The following is a 15,625-nucleotide window of genomic DNA, read 5'->3' on the forward strand; positions in this document are numbered from 1 at the left end:
CTCGACTCGGCAATCGATCCAAATTAGCTGCGCAACACTGCAGTTTTGCGACAGCAGGGAACTGATCAGTGCCGTCTCCCTTGTCATCACCCTGTCGCCTGAAATCGCGATGGAAGGCGGATGATGCCGAACCAGGGTGGCAGGCCATGACGACGCTCACTCGCACCGATCTTCCGCGCACCGAGCTGACGCACCACGAACTCACCGCCGATCCGACGTGGCCGGTCGACGCGACCTCGCGGATGAATCGGATGTACCGCTATCAACGGCACATCTACGACCTGACCCGCCGGTACTATCTTCTCGGCCGCGATCAACTGATTACCGAGCTGCAGCCGAAGGCGGGCGAAACCGTGCTGGAAGTGGGCTGCGGCACCGGCCGCAACCTGATCCAGGCGGCGACGCGGTACCGCGAGGCGAAATTTTACGGCCTCGACGTGTCGACCGAGATGCTGACCTCGGCGATCAGTTCGATCGAAGGCGCCGGGCTGATGTCGCGGGTCAAGGTCGCGCACGGCGACGCCACCGCCTTCACCGCGCAGGCGGTGTTCGGCCAGGCGGTCAGCTTCGACCACGTCATGATCTCCTACAGCCTGTCGATGATCCCGGACTGGACCGCGGTGATCGATCGCGCCGTCGCCAATCTGAAGCCCGGCGGCAAGCTGCACATCGTCGATTTCGGCGACCAGCGCGGCCTGCCTTCGGTGGCGCGCAACCTGCTGCGGCGCTGGCTGACGCTGTTCGACGTCACCCCGCGCGACAGCCTGGAAGCCGTGCTGATGCAGGTCGCGGCCCGTACCGGCGCCGGGCTGCGGTTCGAGCGGCCATATCGCGGCTATGCGCAGCGCGCCGTGCTGACGCTGCCGCCGCGCAACAAGCCATGACCGGTTGGCTCGCGCTGTTTGCCGCGGGCCTGATGGAGATCGTCTGGGCGCTGGGCCTGAAGCATTCTGAGGGCTTCACCCGGTTCTGGCCCGCGGTCGTGACCTTGGCCGCGATCCTGGCCAGCTTCGGCCTGATGAGCATCGCGCTGAAATCGCTGCCGTTCGGCACCGCCTATGCAGTCTGGACCGGAATCGGCGCCGCCGGCAGCATCGTGGTCGGGATGACGCTCTACGGTGAGCCGGCCAGCGGCGTGCGGGTGCTGTGCCTGTCGATGATCGTGGCCGGCATGATCGGGCTGAAGCTCAGCACGCCCGCCTGAACCGTCGGCCGCCCGACCAAGGCGGCGATTGACAAAGCAGGCCCGCTTCCATTTGATCGCGCCCGTTCAGGTGTGCCGGGAATCGTCCGGCACAGGGAAGCCGGTGCGGGCCAAGCTTATGGCCGCAAACCCAAATCCGGCGCTGCGCCCGCAACTGTGAGCGGCGAGCGATCCTTCAATCAGCCACTGGGCGGCACTTGCCCGGGAAGGCGAAGGATCGCGACGACCCGTGAGCCAGGAGACCGGCCTGAGCACGTCATCTTCCACCGTGCGGCGCGCGCGGCTGGAGCGGTCCGCCGCACAGGTGACAGGATGCTGCTCACCGGCCGGAGACCGCCATGACCGATCTCGTTCTGCCCGCTTCTTCCGATGGATTCCGCCTCCGCCTGATCGCCGTGCTCGGCGGGCTGGTGCTCGCCAATCTCGCCGCCTGGGCCTGGGCGCTGACCGCCTTCGCGGGCGAGCCGGTGCTGATCGGCACCGCGGTGCTGGCCTATAGCCTCGGTCTCCGCCACGCGCTCGATGCCGACCATATCGCGGCGATCGACAACGTCACCCGCAAGCTGATGCAGGAGGGCAAGCGGCCGGTCGCGGTCGGGCTGTTCTTCGCGCTCGGCCATTCCACCGTGGTGCTGGTGGCGTCGCTGGCAATCGCGATCGCGGCCAATTCGCTGACCGAGCGGTTCTCGGGCTATCGCGAAATCGGCGGGGTGATCGGCACCTCGGCGTCGGCGCTGTTTCTGTTCGCGATCGCCATCGCCAATCTGTCGGTGCTGAGCGGCGTGTATCGCGCGTTCAAGAAGGCCAAGGCCGGCGAGATCGTGCACGACGACGACATCAACGAACTGCTGCAGCAGCGCGGCTGGCTGGCGCGGCTGTTCCGGCCGCTGTTCCGCTTCGTCTCCAAGAGCTGGCAGCTGTTTCCGATCGGGCTGTTGTTCGCGCTCGGCTTCGAGACCGCCAGCGAGATCAGCCTGTTCGGATTGGCCGCCAACGCTTCCGGCAACATTTCACACTGGTCGATCCTGGTGTTCCCGGCGCTGTTCGCCGCCGGCATGACCCTGGTCGACACCCTCGACGGCGTGCTGATGCTCGGCGCCTATGGCTGGGCGTATCGCAACCCGATCCGCAAGCTGTACTACAACATGACCATCACCACCGTGTCGGTGCTGGTGGCGCTGCTGATCGGCGGCATCGAGACGCTCGGGCTGCTCGCCGGGCGCTTTCATCTCGAAGGCGCGTTCTGGGAGTGGATCGAAGAGCTCAACTCCAATTTCGGCGCGCTCGGCTACGGCATAGTGGCGCTGTTCGTGGCGAGCTGGATCGTGTCCACCATCATCTATCGCCTCAACGGCTATCACCGGCTCGACCAGGCCGCCCCGGCCGTGCAGAAATGAGCGCGGTATGACCCGACGTTCCGGACCGAATTCGCGCGCGGCGGTGGTCACCGCGGCGCTCGCGGTGCTCGTGGCCCTGCTGGCGATCGGATCGCTCGCGGTGGGACCGGTCAAGCTGTCGCCGCTGACCGTGGTACAGGCCCTGGTCGGGCTCGGCGGCGAGGTGCAGCAGATCATCGTGCAGGAGATCCGGCTGCCGCGCACCATCCTGGCGCTGGCGATCGGCGGCATTCTGGGCCTGTCCGGCGCGGCGCTGCAGGGCCTGCTCCGTAACCCGCTGGCGTCGCCGTCGCTGTTCGGCGCACCGCAATCGGCCGCGTTCGGCGCGGTGCTGATCATCTCGCTCGGGCTCGCCGACGTCCGCTCCTTCGCACTGCCGGTGGCGGCGATTACGATGGCGTTCGTGTCGGTGTTCGTGCTGCTGGCAATCGCCGGGCGCAACGCCAGCCTGTTGCTGCTGATCCTCGCTGGGCTGGCGATCTCCGCGCTCGCCGGCGCCGCCACCGCGCTGGTAATGAACCTGTCGGCCAATCCATTCGCCAGCCTGGAAATCGCATTCTGGCTGCTCGGCTCGCTGGAAGACCGCAGCTTCCGCCATGTCGTCTTGGCGCTGCCGTTCATCGTCGCCGGCGGCGTACTGCTGTTCAGCCAGCGCGCCGCGTTCCGCGCCCTCAGCCTCGGCGAAGAGACCGCGCAGAGTCTTGGCATCGACGTCGGCCGGCTGCGACTGATCGTAATCGCCGGCACCGCGCTCGGCGTCGGCGGCGCCGTCTCGGTGTCGGGCACGATCGGCTTTATCGGCCTGGTCGCGCCTCATCTGGTGCGCCCCCTGATCGGCCACGATCCCGCCCGCGTGCTGCTGCCGAGCGCGCTCGCCGGCGCGGCGCTGCTGCTCGCCGCCGACATCGCGGTGCGGCTGATCCCGGCCAGCACCGACATCAAGGTCGGGGTGCTGACCTCGATCATCGGCGTGCCGTTCTTCCTGTATCTGATCGTGCGCGAACGCCGCGCGCTGGGTGGAGGCGTCGCATGAGTGCCGCCTTCCTCACCGCGCGCGACCTCGCCGTCTCGCTCTCCGGCCGCGAAGTGCTGCGTGGGGTGTCGCTGTCGCTGACGCGCGGGCATCTGGTGGCGCTGGTCGGCCCAAACGGCGCCGGCAAGACCACGCTGCTGCGCGCCCTCGCCGGCTTGGTCGACGCCCAAGGCGAGATCACCATCGGCGGCGAGGCGCTGGCGACGATGCCACTGCGCGAGCGCGCCAAGCGGTTCGGCTATCTGCCGCAGGGCCATCTGGTGCATTGGCCGCTACCGGTGCGCGACGTCGTCGCGCTCGGCCGGTTTCCGCACGGCGCCACCGATCCGGCCTGGCTGTCGCCGCATGACGCCGAGGCGGTGGCGCGGGCGATGGCGGAGACCGACGTCGCGCAGTTCGCGGACCGCATCGTCACCGAACTGTCCGGCGGCGAACGCAGCCGCGTCGCGCTCGCCCGGGTGCTGGCGGTCGAGGCGCCGGTGGTGCTCGCCGACGAGCCGACCGCCTCGCTCGACCCGCGCTACCAGCTCGACGTGATGCAGACCTTGCGAACCACCGCCGACGCCGGCACGCTGGTGATCGTCGTCACCCACGATCTCGGCCTCGCTGCGCGCTTTGCCGATACCGTGCTGGTGATGGCGAGCGGCCGGCTCGCCGCCCATGGCGCGCCGAGCGAAGCCTTGTCGGACGAGATCATGCAGCAGGTGTTTCGCGTCAGCGCCTACCGGGCACAGTATCAGGACACTGGCGTGATCCTTCCGTGGTCCGGAACCTGACGGTGCCGCCGCTACAGCGCCACGGCGAGGGCGGCAGCGAGCCGATCGAGCCCGGCGGTATCGGCAGGCAGGCCGAACCTGAGCAGATCGTCCGCCCAGTCGAACCTTCGGCACCAGATCCGCTGCTTCGCCAAAACCTCATGCAACCGATGCGCCTCGGGGTGACGCGCCAGCCGGAACAGCGGCGTGCCGCCGACGGTGTCGAGGCCGGCGCCGCGCAGCACCTCGTCGAGCCGCGCCGCCTGTTCGCGCAACTCGTCGCGCATCTCGATCGCCCAGGCCTGATCGCGCAGCGCCGCAGCGCCGATCCGCAGCGCCGGCCCGGAGCAACTCCACGGCCCGAGCGCCAGCGCGATCCGCCTCGCAATCACCTCACCCGCGATCGCAAACCCGAGACGGACGCCGGCAAGGCCGTAGAACTTGCCGAACGAGCGCAGCACGACGATCGGCAGCTCGGGCGTCAGGACGGCCGCAGTGAAAGACGGATCGACATCGGCAAAGGCTTCGTCGATCACCAGCCAACCGCCACGTCGGCGCAGCTGCGCGGCGGCACGGCGCAAGGTCTCGGGTTCGACGATGCGGCCGTCCGGATTGTTCGGACTCACCACCACCGCGTGACGGGCCTGCTCGGGAATCTCATCGAGCGACGCGATGCCGACAAGCTCGCGCCCGGCATTCCGCCAAGCCAGCGCATGCTCCGCGTAAGTCGGTCCGACAATGGCGACACCGCCCGGCGCCGCGAGATACGGCAGCCATTGAATCAGCGCTTGCGTGCCGGCGGCAGCGACGATGCCCGACTCCTCCGGCACCTCGTAGGCTTGGCGCGCGGCATCGTACAGCGCAGTCTCGTCGGCCTGCGACGGCAGACGCTCCCAAGCATCCGCGGCAACGTCTGGGATCGGCCAGGGACGCGGATTGATGCCAGTGGAGAGATCGAGCCAGTCGGCAGCATCGCCGCCATGCCGCGCTATCGCCGCTGTAAGATCGCCGCCGTGCTTCATCACCGTGTCTTGCCACCATCGCGACCAAAGCGCGAGAGGCTCGGCGGCTTTTTAGCCGGATTGATGATGCTGTTAGTTGCGAGCCTCGCAACTGACGCGAGCGCAGCCGCTGCGCCCAAGGTGGTGTCGATTAATGCCTGCACCGATCAGTTGCTGCTGACGCTCGCCGATCCCGATCAGATCCTCGGGCTGAGCCCCTATGCACGCGACGCCGATCGCTCCTTCCTTGCCGCACAAGCGGCTCGATTTCCGCAATTGTCCGGCGAAGCCGAAGACGTGCTGATGCTGAAGCCGGACTTCGTGGTCGGCGGCCGATACACCAAACGCGCGACGCGCGAACTCCTGAAGCAGATGGGCCAACGCATCGTCGAGTTCGATTCGGTGAAGACGATCGACGAGTCCAAAGCGCAGATCCGGCAGATGGCCGATCTTCTGGGCCATCCTGAGCGGGCCGACGCATCGATCGCTCGCATTGACGCTGCGGTGGCGCGCGCCAAACAGGCCGCGTCGCGAACGAAGCTCACCGTGCTGCCGCTGGCGCGGCGCGGTTGGGTATCGGGGCGCGACAGCCTGATCAGTACGCTGCTCGACACTGTCGGGCTGCGCAATGCTGCGAGCGGCCTCGGCCTGCAACGCGGCGGCTTCGCGTCGCTGGAAGCGGTGGTGGCGTTACGGCCGGACTTTCTGCTGATCTCGGAAGACAGCGATTTCGCCGAGGACGAAGGCCGTGCCTTCGTGCTGCATCCGGCGCTGCAGCGCTTCTATCCGCCGTCGAAGCGCATTACGGTGCCGGAGCGGCTGACGGTGTGCGGCGGGCCGATGCTCGCTGACGCGCTCGCCCGGCTGACCGAGGAACTGATCCGCGTGGAGCGTTGACATGTTGCTGGATTCCCACGCGCTGCTGATCGTCGTGGTGGCGCTGGTGCTTGATGCGCTGATCGGCGATCCCGATTGGCTGTGGAAGCGCCTGGCGCATCCGGTGGTGCTGATCGGCACGATGATCGGCTGGCTCGACCGCACGCTCAACCGCGACGATTGGTCGGAAACGACCAAGAAAGTCGCCGGCATCGTCGCAGTCCTGTTCCTGATCGCGGTCGCCGGCCTGGTCGGGCTGCTGCTCGAAGCGCCGCTGCGACAGTTGCCTGGCGGCTGGGTGATCGCGGCCGTGCTGGCCGCAACGCTGATCGCGCAGCGCAGCCTGTACGACCACGTCGCACGGGTGCGCGACGCCTTCGCGTCCGGAGGCCTGAAGGAAGCCCGCGAAAAAGTATCGCTGATCGTCGGCCGCGATCCGCAGACGCTGGACGAAGCCGGTGTCTGCCGCGCCGCAATCGAATCCAGCGCCGAGAATTTTTCAGACGGCGTGGTCGCGCCGGTGTTCTGGCTGGCGCTGCTCGGGCTGCCGGGTCTGCTGATCTACAAGACCATCAACACCGCCGATTCGATGATCGGACATCTGACGCCGCTGCACCGGTCGTTCGGCTGGGCCGCGGCGCGGCTCGACGACGTGCTGAATCTGATTCCGGCACGACTGTCGGGCCTGCTGATCGCGTTGGTGGCACCGATCGTCCGTGGTTCGGTCAAGCAAGCAATCGCCGTGATGCGGCGCGACGCCGGCAAGCATCGTTCGCCGAATGCCGGCTGGCCGGAATCGGCGATGGCTGCGGCGATCGGCGTCGCGCTCGCCGGCCCGCGCAGCTACGGCGGCAAGATCACCGACGATCCTTATCTCAACGCCGAAGCGCGCAGCGAAGCAACCCCGGCCGATATCGGCCGCGCGCTGCGGGTGATGATTGCAGCTTGCGCACTGCAGGCCGCGATCTACGCGGCGCTGGCGTTCGTACTCTGACGGCTTCGCGCCATTCTGATCATCCGGTCGACATCGAGATGCGCTTCGAGATGATCGGCTAGCGCATCGAGAGCGGCTTCGACCTGGGACTCGTAAGCGAGCTGCGAGGCGATGCCGAGACCGGCGAGCCACGCACGGCGAAACTCATCGTTCGTAAACAGGCCGTGCAGATAGGTGCCTTGCACCCGGCCGTCGCCTGAAATCGCACCGTCGGGCCGACCGTCGATCGTCACCACCGGCCGCGCGCAATCAGGGCCCTCGGTGCGGCCGAGATGAATCTCGTAACCTTCGACCGGTGCGCCGGTCGCAACATGGACGCCGCGGACAAGCGTGGTCGACTTGTCGCCCCGCATGATCGTGACGGTGTCGAGCAGACCGAGCCCTTCGACCGTGCCGGGCGCGCCGTCGACGCCATCCGGATCGGCGATGCTGCGCCCGAGCATCTGATAGCCGCCGCACAGCCCGAGCAGATGACCGCCGCGGCGGACATGCGCGGCGATATCGATATCCCAGCCCTGTGCACGCAGAAATGCGAGATCACCGAGCGTCGACTTGCTGCCGGGAATGATCACAACGTCGGCCTCGGCCGGGATCGGCGTGCCCGGCGGCACGAACACCAGCTTGACGCCCGGCTCCATGCCGAGCGGATCGAGATCATCGAAATTGGCAATCCGCGCCAGCATCGGCACGGCGATGACGCGCTTGGCGGTCGATGCTTGCGCCCGGTCGAGATCGACCGCGTCCTCAGCCGGCAACAGTGCGGCCAACGGCAGCCACGGCACAACGCCAAGCGACGGCCAGCCGGTCAGCTCGGTAATCGCCGTCAGCCCATGATCGAACAGCCGGACGTCGCCTCGGAATTTGTTGATCAGATAGCCCGCCACCAGCGCCCGCTCAGCATCGTCGAGCACCAGATGCGTGCCGGCGAGGCTCGCGATCACACCGCCGCGCTCGATGTCGCCGGCGACCACCACCGGCACGTTCGCGGCCTGGGCGAACCCCATATTGGCGATGTCGCCAGCGCGGAGATTGATCTCCGCCGGCGAGCCGGCGCCTTCGACCAGCACGATGTCGGCCTCGCGTGCGAGCCTCGCGAAGCTGTCGAGTACGTGCGGCAGCAGCGCCGCTTTCTTGTCGAGGAAGTGCTGCGCGCCGAGCCTGCCAAACCGTTTGCCTTGTACGATCACTTGCGCGCCGGTGTCGGTCTCTGGCTTCAGCAGCACCGGATTCATATGCACCGTCGGCGGCAGTCTGGCGGCGCGCGCCTGCACCGCCTGCGCCCGACCAATTTCACCGCCATCGACCGTCACCGCAGCATTGTTCGACATGTTCTGCGGCTTGAACGGTGCTACCTTGAGCCCCCGTCGCACCAGCGCCCGGCACAGCCCCGCCACCAGCGTCGACTTGCCGGCATTGGAGCAGGTGCCCTGGATCATCAGCGCGGGGGTCACCTGCGTCATACCGCGTCACTCCTCACGACGTCATTCCGGGGCGCGAACGAACTTCGCGGCCCCGAAATCTCGAGGTGCTCTGCACTTCTGGATTCCGGGTTCGCCGCTGCGCGGCGCCCCGGAATGACACTCGACCTTCGGTCGCGCGCTCAAAATTCCACGCCCTTTTGCGCCTTCACGCCGGTCCGGAACGGGTGCTTCACCAAGGTCATATCGGTCACGAGGTCTGCGATCTCGATCAGCGCCGGGTGGGCGTTGCGGCCGGTGATCACCACGTGCTTGTCGGCCGGCTTCTCGTCGAGCAGCACCGCAACGATTTCTTCGATCGGCAGATAATCATAGCGCAGCACGATGTTCAGCTCGTCGAGCAGCACCATGCGATGACGGTCGTCGCGGATCAATTCCTTGGCGCGCTCCCAGCCGGCGCGCGCCGCGGCGATGTCGCGTTCGCGGTCCTGGGTTTCCCAGGTGAAGCCCTCGCCCATGATGTGCAGCGTCGCGAGCTCCGGAAACTTCGCCAGCAGCTTGGCCTCGCCGGTGTTCCACTTCTCCGACTTGGTGAAGTGCACCACGCCGACCGGCATGCCGTGGCCGATATGGCGGAACACCATTCCGAGCGCCGCTGAGGTCTTCCCCTTGCCGGTGCCGGTGTGGACGATGATCAGCCCCTTGCTGTCGGTCATGCCCTCCAGCTTCTTGTCGTGCGCGGCTTTCCGCTTCTTCGCCTTTTCGGCGTGGCGGACGTTTTCGTCGCGGGCGGGCAGAGGATCGGTCATGCAGCTTCCTTGGGAGTGAGAATTTCGGCGAGCAGGTCGGCCGCTCGGTTGGAGCGCGGCGTCCACAGCCCGCGGCGGATCGCCTCGTCGAACCGCGCCACGATATCGCGCAGCGCCGCCGGATTGGCGTCGCGGAGAAACTCGCGCACCGCGTCGTCTTCGAGATAAGCGGCGAACAGCAGGTCGAAATGACGATTGCCGACGGCGTCGGTCGAAGCCGCAAAGCCGAACAAATAGTCCACGGTGGCGGCGATCTCGGAGGCGCCCTTGTAGCCGTGGCGCATCACGCCCTGAATCCACTTCGGGTTGGCGGCGCGGCCCCGCACCACGCGAGAGATCTCATGCGCGAGCGTCCGCGGCAGCGGCGCTTCGGGCCGAGACGTGTCGACATGGGCGATCCGCGGTGCCTGCCCGCGCAGACTTTCGACCGTTGCGGCGAGACCGCCGATGAACTGGTAGTAATCGTCGGAATCGAGAATGTCGTGCTCGCGATTGTCCTGCGCCTGCGCCACCAGATCGACCGCTTTCAGCCGCGCCGCGAACGCATCGGCGGCCTCGGCGCCGTCCTGCCCCGCCCCATAGGCATAGCCGCCCCAGGCAAGATAAGCGCCGGCGAGATCATCGCGGCTAGTCCAGCCGCCGTCATCGATCATCGCCTGCAGCCCGGCGCCGTACGTGCCCGGCCTCGCGCCGAACACCCGCGCGCCGGCTTGCTTCTTCGCCAGCTCGGGATCGACACCCGTTCGAACTAATTGTTCGCTGCGGACGCGGACCTGGGCGGCGATCGGATTGGCGTCATCAGGTTCGTCGAGCGCAGCGACCGCTGCAATTGCGCTGGCAATCAGGTCCATCTGCACCGGGAAGGCGTCACGAAACAGTCCGGAGACGCGGAACGTGACGTCGACGCGCGGCCGCCGCAGCTCGGACAGCGGCACGATCGCAAAGCCGGTGACGCGGCCGGTTGCATCTTCCCAGGTCGGCCGCGCACCGATCAGCGCCAGCGCCTGCGCGACATCATCGCCGCCGGTGCGCATATTGGCGGTGCCCCACGCCGACAGCGCGATCGAGCGCGGCCATTCGCCGGCCTCCTGCCAATAGGATTCGATCAGGCGCTCGGCGGCGAGCTGGCCGATCCGCCACGCCGACGGCGTCGGCACCGCGCGGACATCGACCGCAAAGAAATTACGCCCCGTCGGCAGCACATCGGGCCGGCCGCGGGTGGGCGCGCCGGAGGGCCCCGGCCGAATGAACCGCCCATCGAGCCCGCGCAGCAGCGCGTCGCGCTCGGCATCGCCGGACGCTTCGATCGCCGGACGCAGCGACGTGGCGATCCAGTCGAGCACGGGCTGAGCGTGAGGCAGTCTCTCCTCATCGCCCGCAGGAGAGGGTGAAGCTTGATGAAGAGCCGACACCAGTCGCAGCGCCAGCGCTTCGACGCGCTCGACGGTGTCGCCATGGGTCCGCCATGGCCGATCGCTCAGCTCGGCGAGGACTGTTGGCCGTGGGACGGCATAGGGCACAGCCAGATCGCGGGTCAGTGGATCGAATTCGGTCCCGTCGGGGTTGGTTAGTCCGAGGTCGCGTGCCAGCGCGCGATGCAGCGAGGCATCCTGCGGCTTCAGTTCGGAGCGCGGCAGACGCGCGATCGAAACCAACAGCTCGTCGCGCTGCGCGGCGAGCGGCGTGCGGCCGAATACGTGCAGCCCGTCGCGGATCTGCATCTCTTTCAGATCGCACAGATGCGCATCGATCGCCCGCAACGCATCGAGCGTTGCGGTGTCGCGATCGATCGCGACGTCTTCGTCGAGCCGCGTCGCTCTTGCCAGCGAAATGATGTCCTCGGCGATCGCGTCCGCGCGGGTCGGATCGAGATCGGCCGCCATCGCATATTCGTCGACCAGCGTTTCCAGCCGCGCCATCTCGTCGTGCAGCTCGGCACGGGTCATCGGCGGCGTCAGATGATCGACGATCACTGCGGCGCTGCGCCGCTTGGCCTGGATACCCTCGCCGGGATCGTTGACGATGAACGGGTAGAGATGCGGCAGCGGCCCAAGCAGCGCGGATGGAAAACAGTCGCGCGACAGCCCGGCGCTCTTGCCCGGCAGCCATTCGAGATTGCCGTGCTTGCCGAGGTGGATCACCGCTTCGGCGCCGAACACCTGCCGCAGCCACAGATAGAACGCCACGTAGTGATGCGGCGGCGGCAGCTCGGGATCGTGGAAGCTGGACTTCGGATCAATCGCATAGCCACGCGCCGGCTGCACCCCGACCAGGATGTTGCCGAAGCGATGCAGGCCGAGACGGAAGGCCCCATTCGCGACATGCGGATCCTGCTCCGGCGCCCCCCACCGTTCTGTCACCGCGTCCCGCACCGCCTGCGGCAGCTCCGCGAACGCCGCCGCGTAGTCCGCCACCGGCCAGCTCACGCCGCCGTCCCGATCGGATCGGCTCTTCAGTTCGTTGGTCGGGCCGCGCTGCAGCCGCTCCATCAGCGCCGCCGTGTCGGCCGGCAGCTCGCGGGTGAGATAGCCTTCCGTCCGCAGCGTGAACAGCAGATCGTGCAGCGATTGTGGGGTGTCGAGGCCGACGCCGTTGCCGAGCCGGCCGTCGCGATTCGGATAGTTAGCGAGCACGATGGCGACGCGGCGTTGGTCGCGCGGCTGATGCCGCAGCCGCACCCAGGCCTGCGCCAGATCCGCCACCGCATCGATCCGGTCCTGCAGCGGCTGATACACGGTCGGGGCGAATTCGGCATCGCCGCCGCGCTGCTTGAACGCCACGGCGCCGGCGAAGACACGGCCGTCGACCTCCGGCAGCACGACATGCATGGCGAGGTCGCGCGGATTGAGACCCCGGCCGGATTGCTCCCAATGCTCGCGCGTCACCCCCGCCTGCGCCACCTGCAGGATCGGGCAGTCCGCCGACGCCAGTACCCCGGAGTCCTCCGTGGCGGTGGCGGTCGCAAACGCGGTGGCGTTGATGATGACGTCCGGCGGCGTCGCGGCAAGCACGCTGCGCAGGAACGCGATCGAGCGCGCATCCTTCAGGCTGGTCACGAAGATGCAGGTTGGATCGAAATCACGCGCGGCCAGGGCGTCACGCAGCGCCTCGATCGCCGCCGTATCGCCGCTCGCTGCCAGCGCCCGATAAAAGATCACCAACGCGCGGCGGCGCTGCGATGGCGGCGGCTCGGCCGGCCAGAACCCTGCGGCCGGCATCGGCCGCGGCGGCGGCGGGCAGTCGTCACGCAAGATCATCCAGGCGCCGTAGCGCAGCGCCAAGCGGACGTTCTCGGCGCCGCCCTCGCTGCAATAGCGCCACAGCGCGTGAGCATCGTCGAGATCGGCGGTGCTACGCGCGGCCAGCTCCGCATTCCATTCCATCTCGCCCGGAATGCAGACGAACTGCGCGCCGCGCGCCAGCGCATCGCGCCGCAGGCTGTCGACGCCATGCGGCCAGTAGGCCTCGCCACCGAGCATCCGCAGGATGACGAGCTTGGCTTTCGCCAGCGTGCGCTCGACATAAAGATCGACAGAGGCCGGATGGCCGAGCGCCAGAAAATTGGTGAGCTGGAGCGTCGGATAGTCGTCCGGCATCCCGGCGCGCGCAGCACCGAACGCCGCCAGATCGCTGTCGGCCGCCGACAACACCACGATATCGGCCGTCGCCTGACCAAGATCGCGCGCAACGTCGCCGTCGTCGATGCCGGCGCTGGTGTCGAGCTTCAGGTGCATGCGAGGAGCCTTGGTGGCACCAGCAACGCGCCCTTCCCGTCATTGCGAGGAGCGAAGCGACGAAGCAATCCAGCTCCGAGCACAGGGCTGGATTGCTTCGCTTCGCTCGCAATGACGGAAGGCGACATGGACTACCCCGCCAGTGCGCGGCGGGCGGCGTCGGCGTCGAAGCCTTTGAGGCCGATTACCACTAGATGGTCGGGACGCTCGGCATCGGGGCGGGCGAAGGCGAGATCGATGCGCGAGCCGACCGCCTGCACCACGACCGGGGCCGGCTTGCCGGCGACACGGGCATGGCCTTTGACGCGCAGCACGCCCTGGAGCCCCAGCGCATCGCCGACCCGCGCCTTCATCGCGTCGAGCGTCTCTGCCGGCTGCGGGGTGATCACCAGCGAGTCGAAATCGTCATGATCGTGCTCCTCGCCTTCGGCGTGATGCCCGGCGCGGGATGCAAGATCATTCTCGGCTTCGGCATCGAGACCGATCAGCACCGACGGCGCCAGCGTGCCATGCGACCGCACGATGCGGACGTTCGGACGTACCCGGCTCGCCAGCTTGGCCTCGAGCGCGGCAAGCTGGTCGGGCGTCACCAAATCGCTCTTTGACAGCACCACCAGATCGGCGCAGGCGAGCTGATCCTCGAACACTTCCTCGATCGGATCGTCATGCGTGGCGTCGCGCTGCGCCTTCACCGCGTCGTCGTCGAGCGGCACCCGGCCTTCGCACAGCGCCAACGCATCGACCACCGTGACGACGCCGTCGGCGGTCGCACGGGTCTTCACCGCCGGCCAGGCGAACGCCTTCAGCAGCGGTTGCGGCAGTGCGAGCCCGGAGGTTTCGATCACGATCGCGTCGAGCGGCGTGTCGCGGTTCAGCAGCTTTTCCATGGTCGGGATGAAATCGTCGGCGACCGTGCAGCAGATGCAGCCGTTGGTCAGTTCGACGATATCGCCCGGTGCGCACACCGACGCGCCGCAATCCTCGACCAGCGAGCCGTCGAAACCGGCATCGCCGAATTCATTGACGATCACCGCGATGCGGCGGCCGCTCGACTGATTGAGCAGCGCGCGCAGCAGCGTGGTCTTGCCGGCGCCGAGAAAGCCGGTGAGCACCGTGACGGGAACGCGGGCGGTCATGAACTACTCTCCTGATTGGCGTTTCAGCCACAGCGGCAGGCCGGCGGCGATGAAGGCGACGTTGGGCACGGCGGCAGCGATGGTCTGATTGAGGCGACCTTGCGCGTCGCGGAAGGCGCGGCCGAGCGGCGTCTCCGGCACCAGGCCGAGGCCGACTTCGTTGGAGACGAGCACGATCGGTCCGGCGGCGACGCCGAGATAGCGCGCCAGCCGCCTCGCCTCGACCTCGGGATCGCGGCCGGCTTCCATCAGGTTGAACAGCCACAGTGTCAGGCAATCGACCAGTACGGCGCGGCCGCGGCCGGCGTGCTGGGTCAGCGCATCGACCAAGCCGAGCGGCTCCTCGATCGTAGTCCAGCCCTCGCCGCGGCGGGCGCGATGGTGGGCGATGCGATCGGACATTTCGTCGTCGCTGGCGGTGGCGGTCGCGAGATAGATCCTGGCGAGGCCGCTCTCGGCGACCAGCCGTTCGCCGAACACCGATTTGCCGGAGCGCGCGCCGCCAAGCACCAGGGTAGAGATCAGCGCGCTCATGCCGGCGCCCGCCCATCGTCGGGAGACCATTGCGGCGGCGGCAGGCGGACGACGGTACCCTTGCGCAGGACTTCCGGTCGCTGCCGCCACGGCACCAGACCGTAGTGACTGTCCTGATAGGAGGCGACGAACGCCGCCACCGCGTCGGCGCCGCCGGCGCCGTCGAGATCGCCGAATACGAACGTGTAGCCGCCTTCGCTCGACACTGCGACGGTGGCGGCGCGTTTGCATGCGGACAGGCACTGCACGGCGCGGACCTGCGCTCCGCCGGCGCCGGCCAGCGCGTCGCGGACGGCTTCCAGCATCGGCGCACCGACGGCGACGCCGTCGATCGTCTTGCAGGTGGTGCAGACGCTGACCATCACCGGCGCGCCAGGCAGCACGCGCGGCGGATCGGCGCTCACATCGGCAGGGGGCTCGGAATCCATCGGGCTCGAATCATCGCGTCAGCTATCGAGCTTTGTCGGAACGCGCGGGAGAGGCCTTTGCCGTCCGCACTGCTTCCGTCCGGTGCACCCCGCCCCGACGACCCTTCAAAGCACAATACGCGATGGCAGGTCTCCTGGCTCGCGAGTCGCCGCCATTCGCCGCCTTCCCAGGAATTCCCAGTGGCCTCGGCGATGGCTCGTCGCTTACAGTTGCGGGGGCAGCTCCGGGATCGAGACGCACCGCGTCTCCCACCGGCTTCCCTTTTCACCTTCCTTGCGGAAGGACCATCGTCTGGCACGCTAGCT

General features: G+C 67.8%; 14 protein-coding genes and 2 riboswitches. Of the genes, 7 read left to right on the top strand and 7 right to left on the bottom strand.

Translation table 11 applies throughout. From position 1 onward, the window contains the following. Positions 1-146: 146 nt before the first annotated feature. The 5 genes from DY467_RS02960 to DY467_RS02980 all read left to right on the top strand — a co-directional run bounded on the left by DY467_RS02960 (position 147) and on the right by DY467_RS02980 (position 4,410). Positions 147-884, top strand: a complete 738-nt coding sequence (locus DY467_RS02960; protein ID WP_164633966.1) for a class I SAM-dependent methyltransferase — start codon at positions 147-149, stop codon at positions 882-884. Continuing rightward, the gene (locus DY467_RS02965; RefSeq protein ID WP_164633967.1) at positions 881-1,204 is read left to right on the top strand and encodes a DMT family transporter; all 324 of its coding nucleotides are present in this window, start codon (positions 881-883) and stop codon (positions 1,202-1,204) included. The genes DY467_RS02960 and DY467_RS02965 overlap by 4 nt, the downstream gene beginning before the upstream one ends. A gap of 51 nt (positions 1,205-1,255) precedes the next feature. Next, a riboswitch (cobalamin riboswitch) is annotated at positions 1,256-1,469 on the top strand. A gap of 73 nt (positions 1,470-1,542) precedes the next feature. Beyond that, entirely contained in the window at positions 1,543-2,601 is a 1,059-nt protein-coding gene (locus tag DY467_RS02970) for a HoxN/HupN/NixA family nickel/cobalt transporter (RefSeq protein WP_164633968.1), read from the top strand. A 7-nt stretch (positions 2,602-2,608) separates the two neighbouring features. After that, complete coding sequence (locus tag DY467_RS02975) at positions 2,609-3,634, top strand: FecCD family ABC transporter permease (protein WP_164633969.1); 1,026 nt, start codon at positions 2,609-2,611, stop codon at positions 3,632-3,634. Next, complete coding sequence (locus tag DY467_RS02980; RefSeq protein WP_164633970.1) at positions 3,631-4,410, top strand: ABC transporter ATP-binding protein; 780 nt, start codon at positions 3,631-3,633, stop codon at positions 4,408-4,410. The genes DY467_RS02975 and DY467_RS02980 overlap by 4 nt, the downstream gene beginning before the upstream one ends. 11 nt (positions 4,411-4,421) lie before the next feature. Here the strand turns inward: DY467_RS02980 and cobD are convergent, their stop codons facing one another. Beyond that, positions 4,422-5,411 carry a threonine-phosphate decarboxylase CobD gene (gene cobD / locus DY467_RS02985; RefSeq protein ID WP_164633971.1) on the bottom strand — a complete coding sequence of 330 codons (990 nt, stop codon included), beginning with the start codon at positions 5,409-5,411 and terminating at the stop codon, positions 4,422-4,424. A 63-nt stretch (positions 5,412-5,474) separates the two neighbouring features. Here cobD and DY467_RS02990 point away from each other — a divergent pair, with 63 nt between their 5' ends. Both DY467_RS02990 and cbiB read left to right on the top strand, forming a co-directional pair. Further along, complete coding sequence (locus DY467_RS02990; RefSeq protein WP_164633972.1) at positions 5,475-6,287, top strand: ABC transporter substrate-binding protein; 813 nt, start codon at positions 5,475-5,477, stop codon at positions 6,285-6,287. A gap of 1 nt (position 6,288) precedes the next feature. Beyond that, entirely contained in the window at positions 6,289-7,260 is a 972-nt protein-coding gene (gene cbiB / locus DY467_RS02995; protein ID WP_164633973.1) for an adenosylcobinamide-phosphate synthase CbiB, read from the top strand. On the opposite strand, the gene DY467_RS03000 is transcribed toward cbiB, so the two are convergent. The 6 genes from DY467_RS03000 to DY467_RS03025 form a co-directional block, all read right to left on the bottom strand. Continuing rightward, positions 7,233-8,720 carry a cobyric acid synthase gene (locus DY467_RS03000; protein WP_164633974.1) on the bottom strand — a complete coding sequence of 496 codons (1,488 nt, stop codon included), beginning with the start codon at positions 8,718-8,720 and terminating at the stop codon, positions 7,233-7,235. The two genes, cbiB and DY467_RS03000, sit on opposite strands and share 28 nt — an antisense overlap. A 140-nt stretch (positions 8,721-8,860) precedes the next feature. Continuing rightward, positions 8,861-9,487: a cob(I)yrinic acid a,c-diamide adenosyltransferase gene (gene cobO, locus DY467_RS03005; RefSeq protein WP_107354196.1), complete on the bottom strand. Its 627-nt coding sequence runs from the start codon at positions 9,485-9,487 to the stop codon at positions 8,861-8,863. Beyond that, on the bottom strand, positions 9,484-13,221 hold the full coding sequence (gene cobN / locus DY467_RS03010) for a cobaltochelatase subunit CobN (protein WP_164633975.1): 3,738 nt from the start codon (positions 13,219-13,221) through the stop codon (positions 9,484-9,486). The genes cobO and cobN overlap by 4 nt, the downstream gene beginning before the upstream one ends. A gap of 131 nt (positions 13,222-13,352) precedes the next feature. After that, positions 13,353-14,357 carry a cobalamin biosynthesis protein CobW gene (gene cobW / locus DY467_RS03015; protein ID WP_164633976.1) on the bottom strand — a complete coding sequence of 335 codons (1,005 nt, stop codon included), beginning with the start codon at positions 14,355-14,357 and terminating at the stop codon, positions 13,353-13,355. A 3-nt stretch (positions 14,358-14,360) separates the two neighbouring features. Next, positions 14,361-14,891, bottom strand: a complete 531-nt coding sequence (gene cobU, locus DY467_RS03020) for a bifunctional adenosylcobinamide kinase/adenosylcobinamide-phosphate guanylyltransferase (RefSeq protein WP_164633977.1) — start codon at positions 14,889-14,891, stop codon at positions 14,361-14,363. Then, complete coding sequence (locus DY467_RS03025) at positions 14,888-15,319, bottom strand: DUF1636 domain-containing protein (protein WP_164633978.1); 432 nt, start codon at positions 15,317-15,319, stop codon at positions 14,888-14,890. The genes cobU and DY467_RS03025 overlap by 4 nt, the downstream gene beginning before the upstream one ends. A gap of 107 nt (positions 15,320-15,426) precedes the next feature. Then, positions 15,427-15,624, bottom strand: a riboswitch (cobalamin riboswitch). Position 15,625 lies beyond the last annotated feature (1 nt).

The organism is Rhodopseudomonas sp. BR0G17, assembly GCF_010907025.1.
Taxonomy (GTDB): Bacteria; Pseudomonadota; Alphaproteobacteria; order Rhizobiales; family Xanthobacteraceae; genus Rhodopseudomonas; species Rhodopseudomonas palustris_H.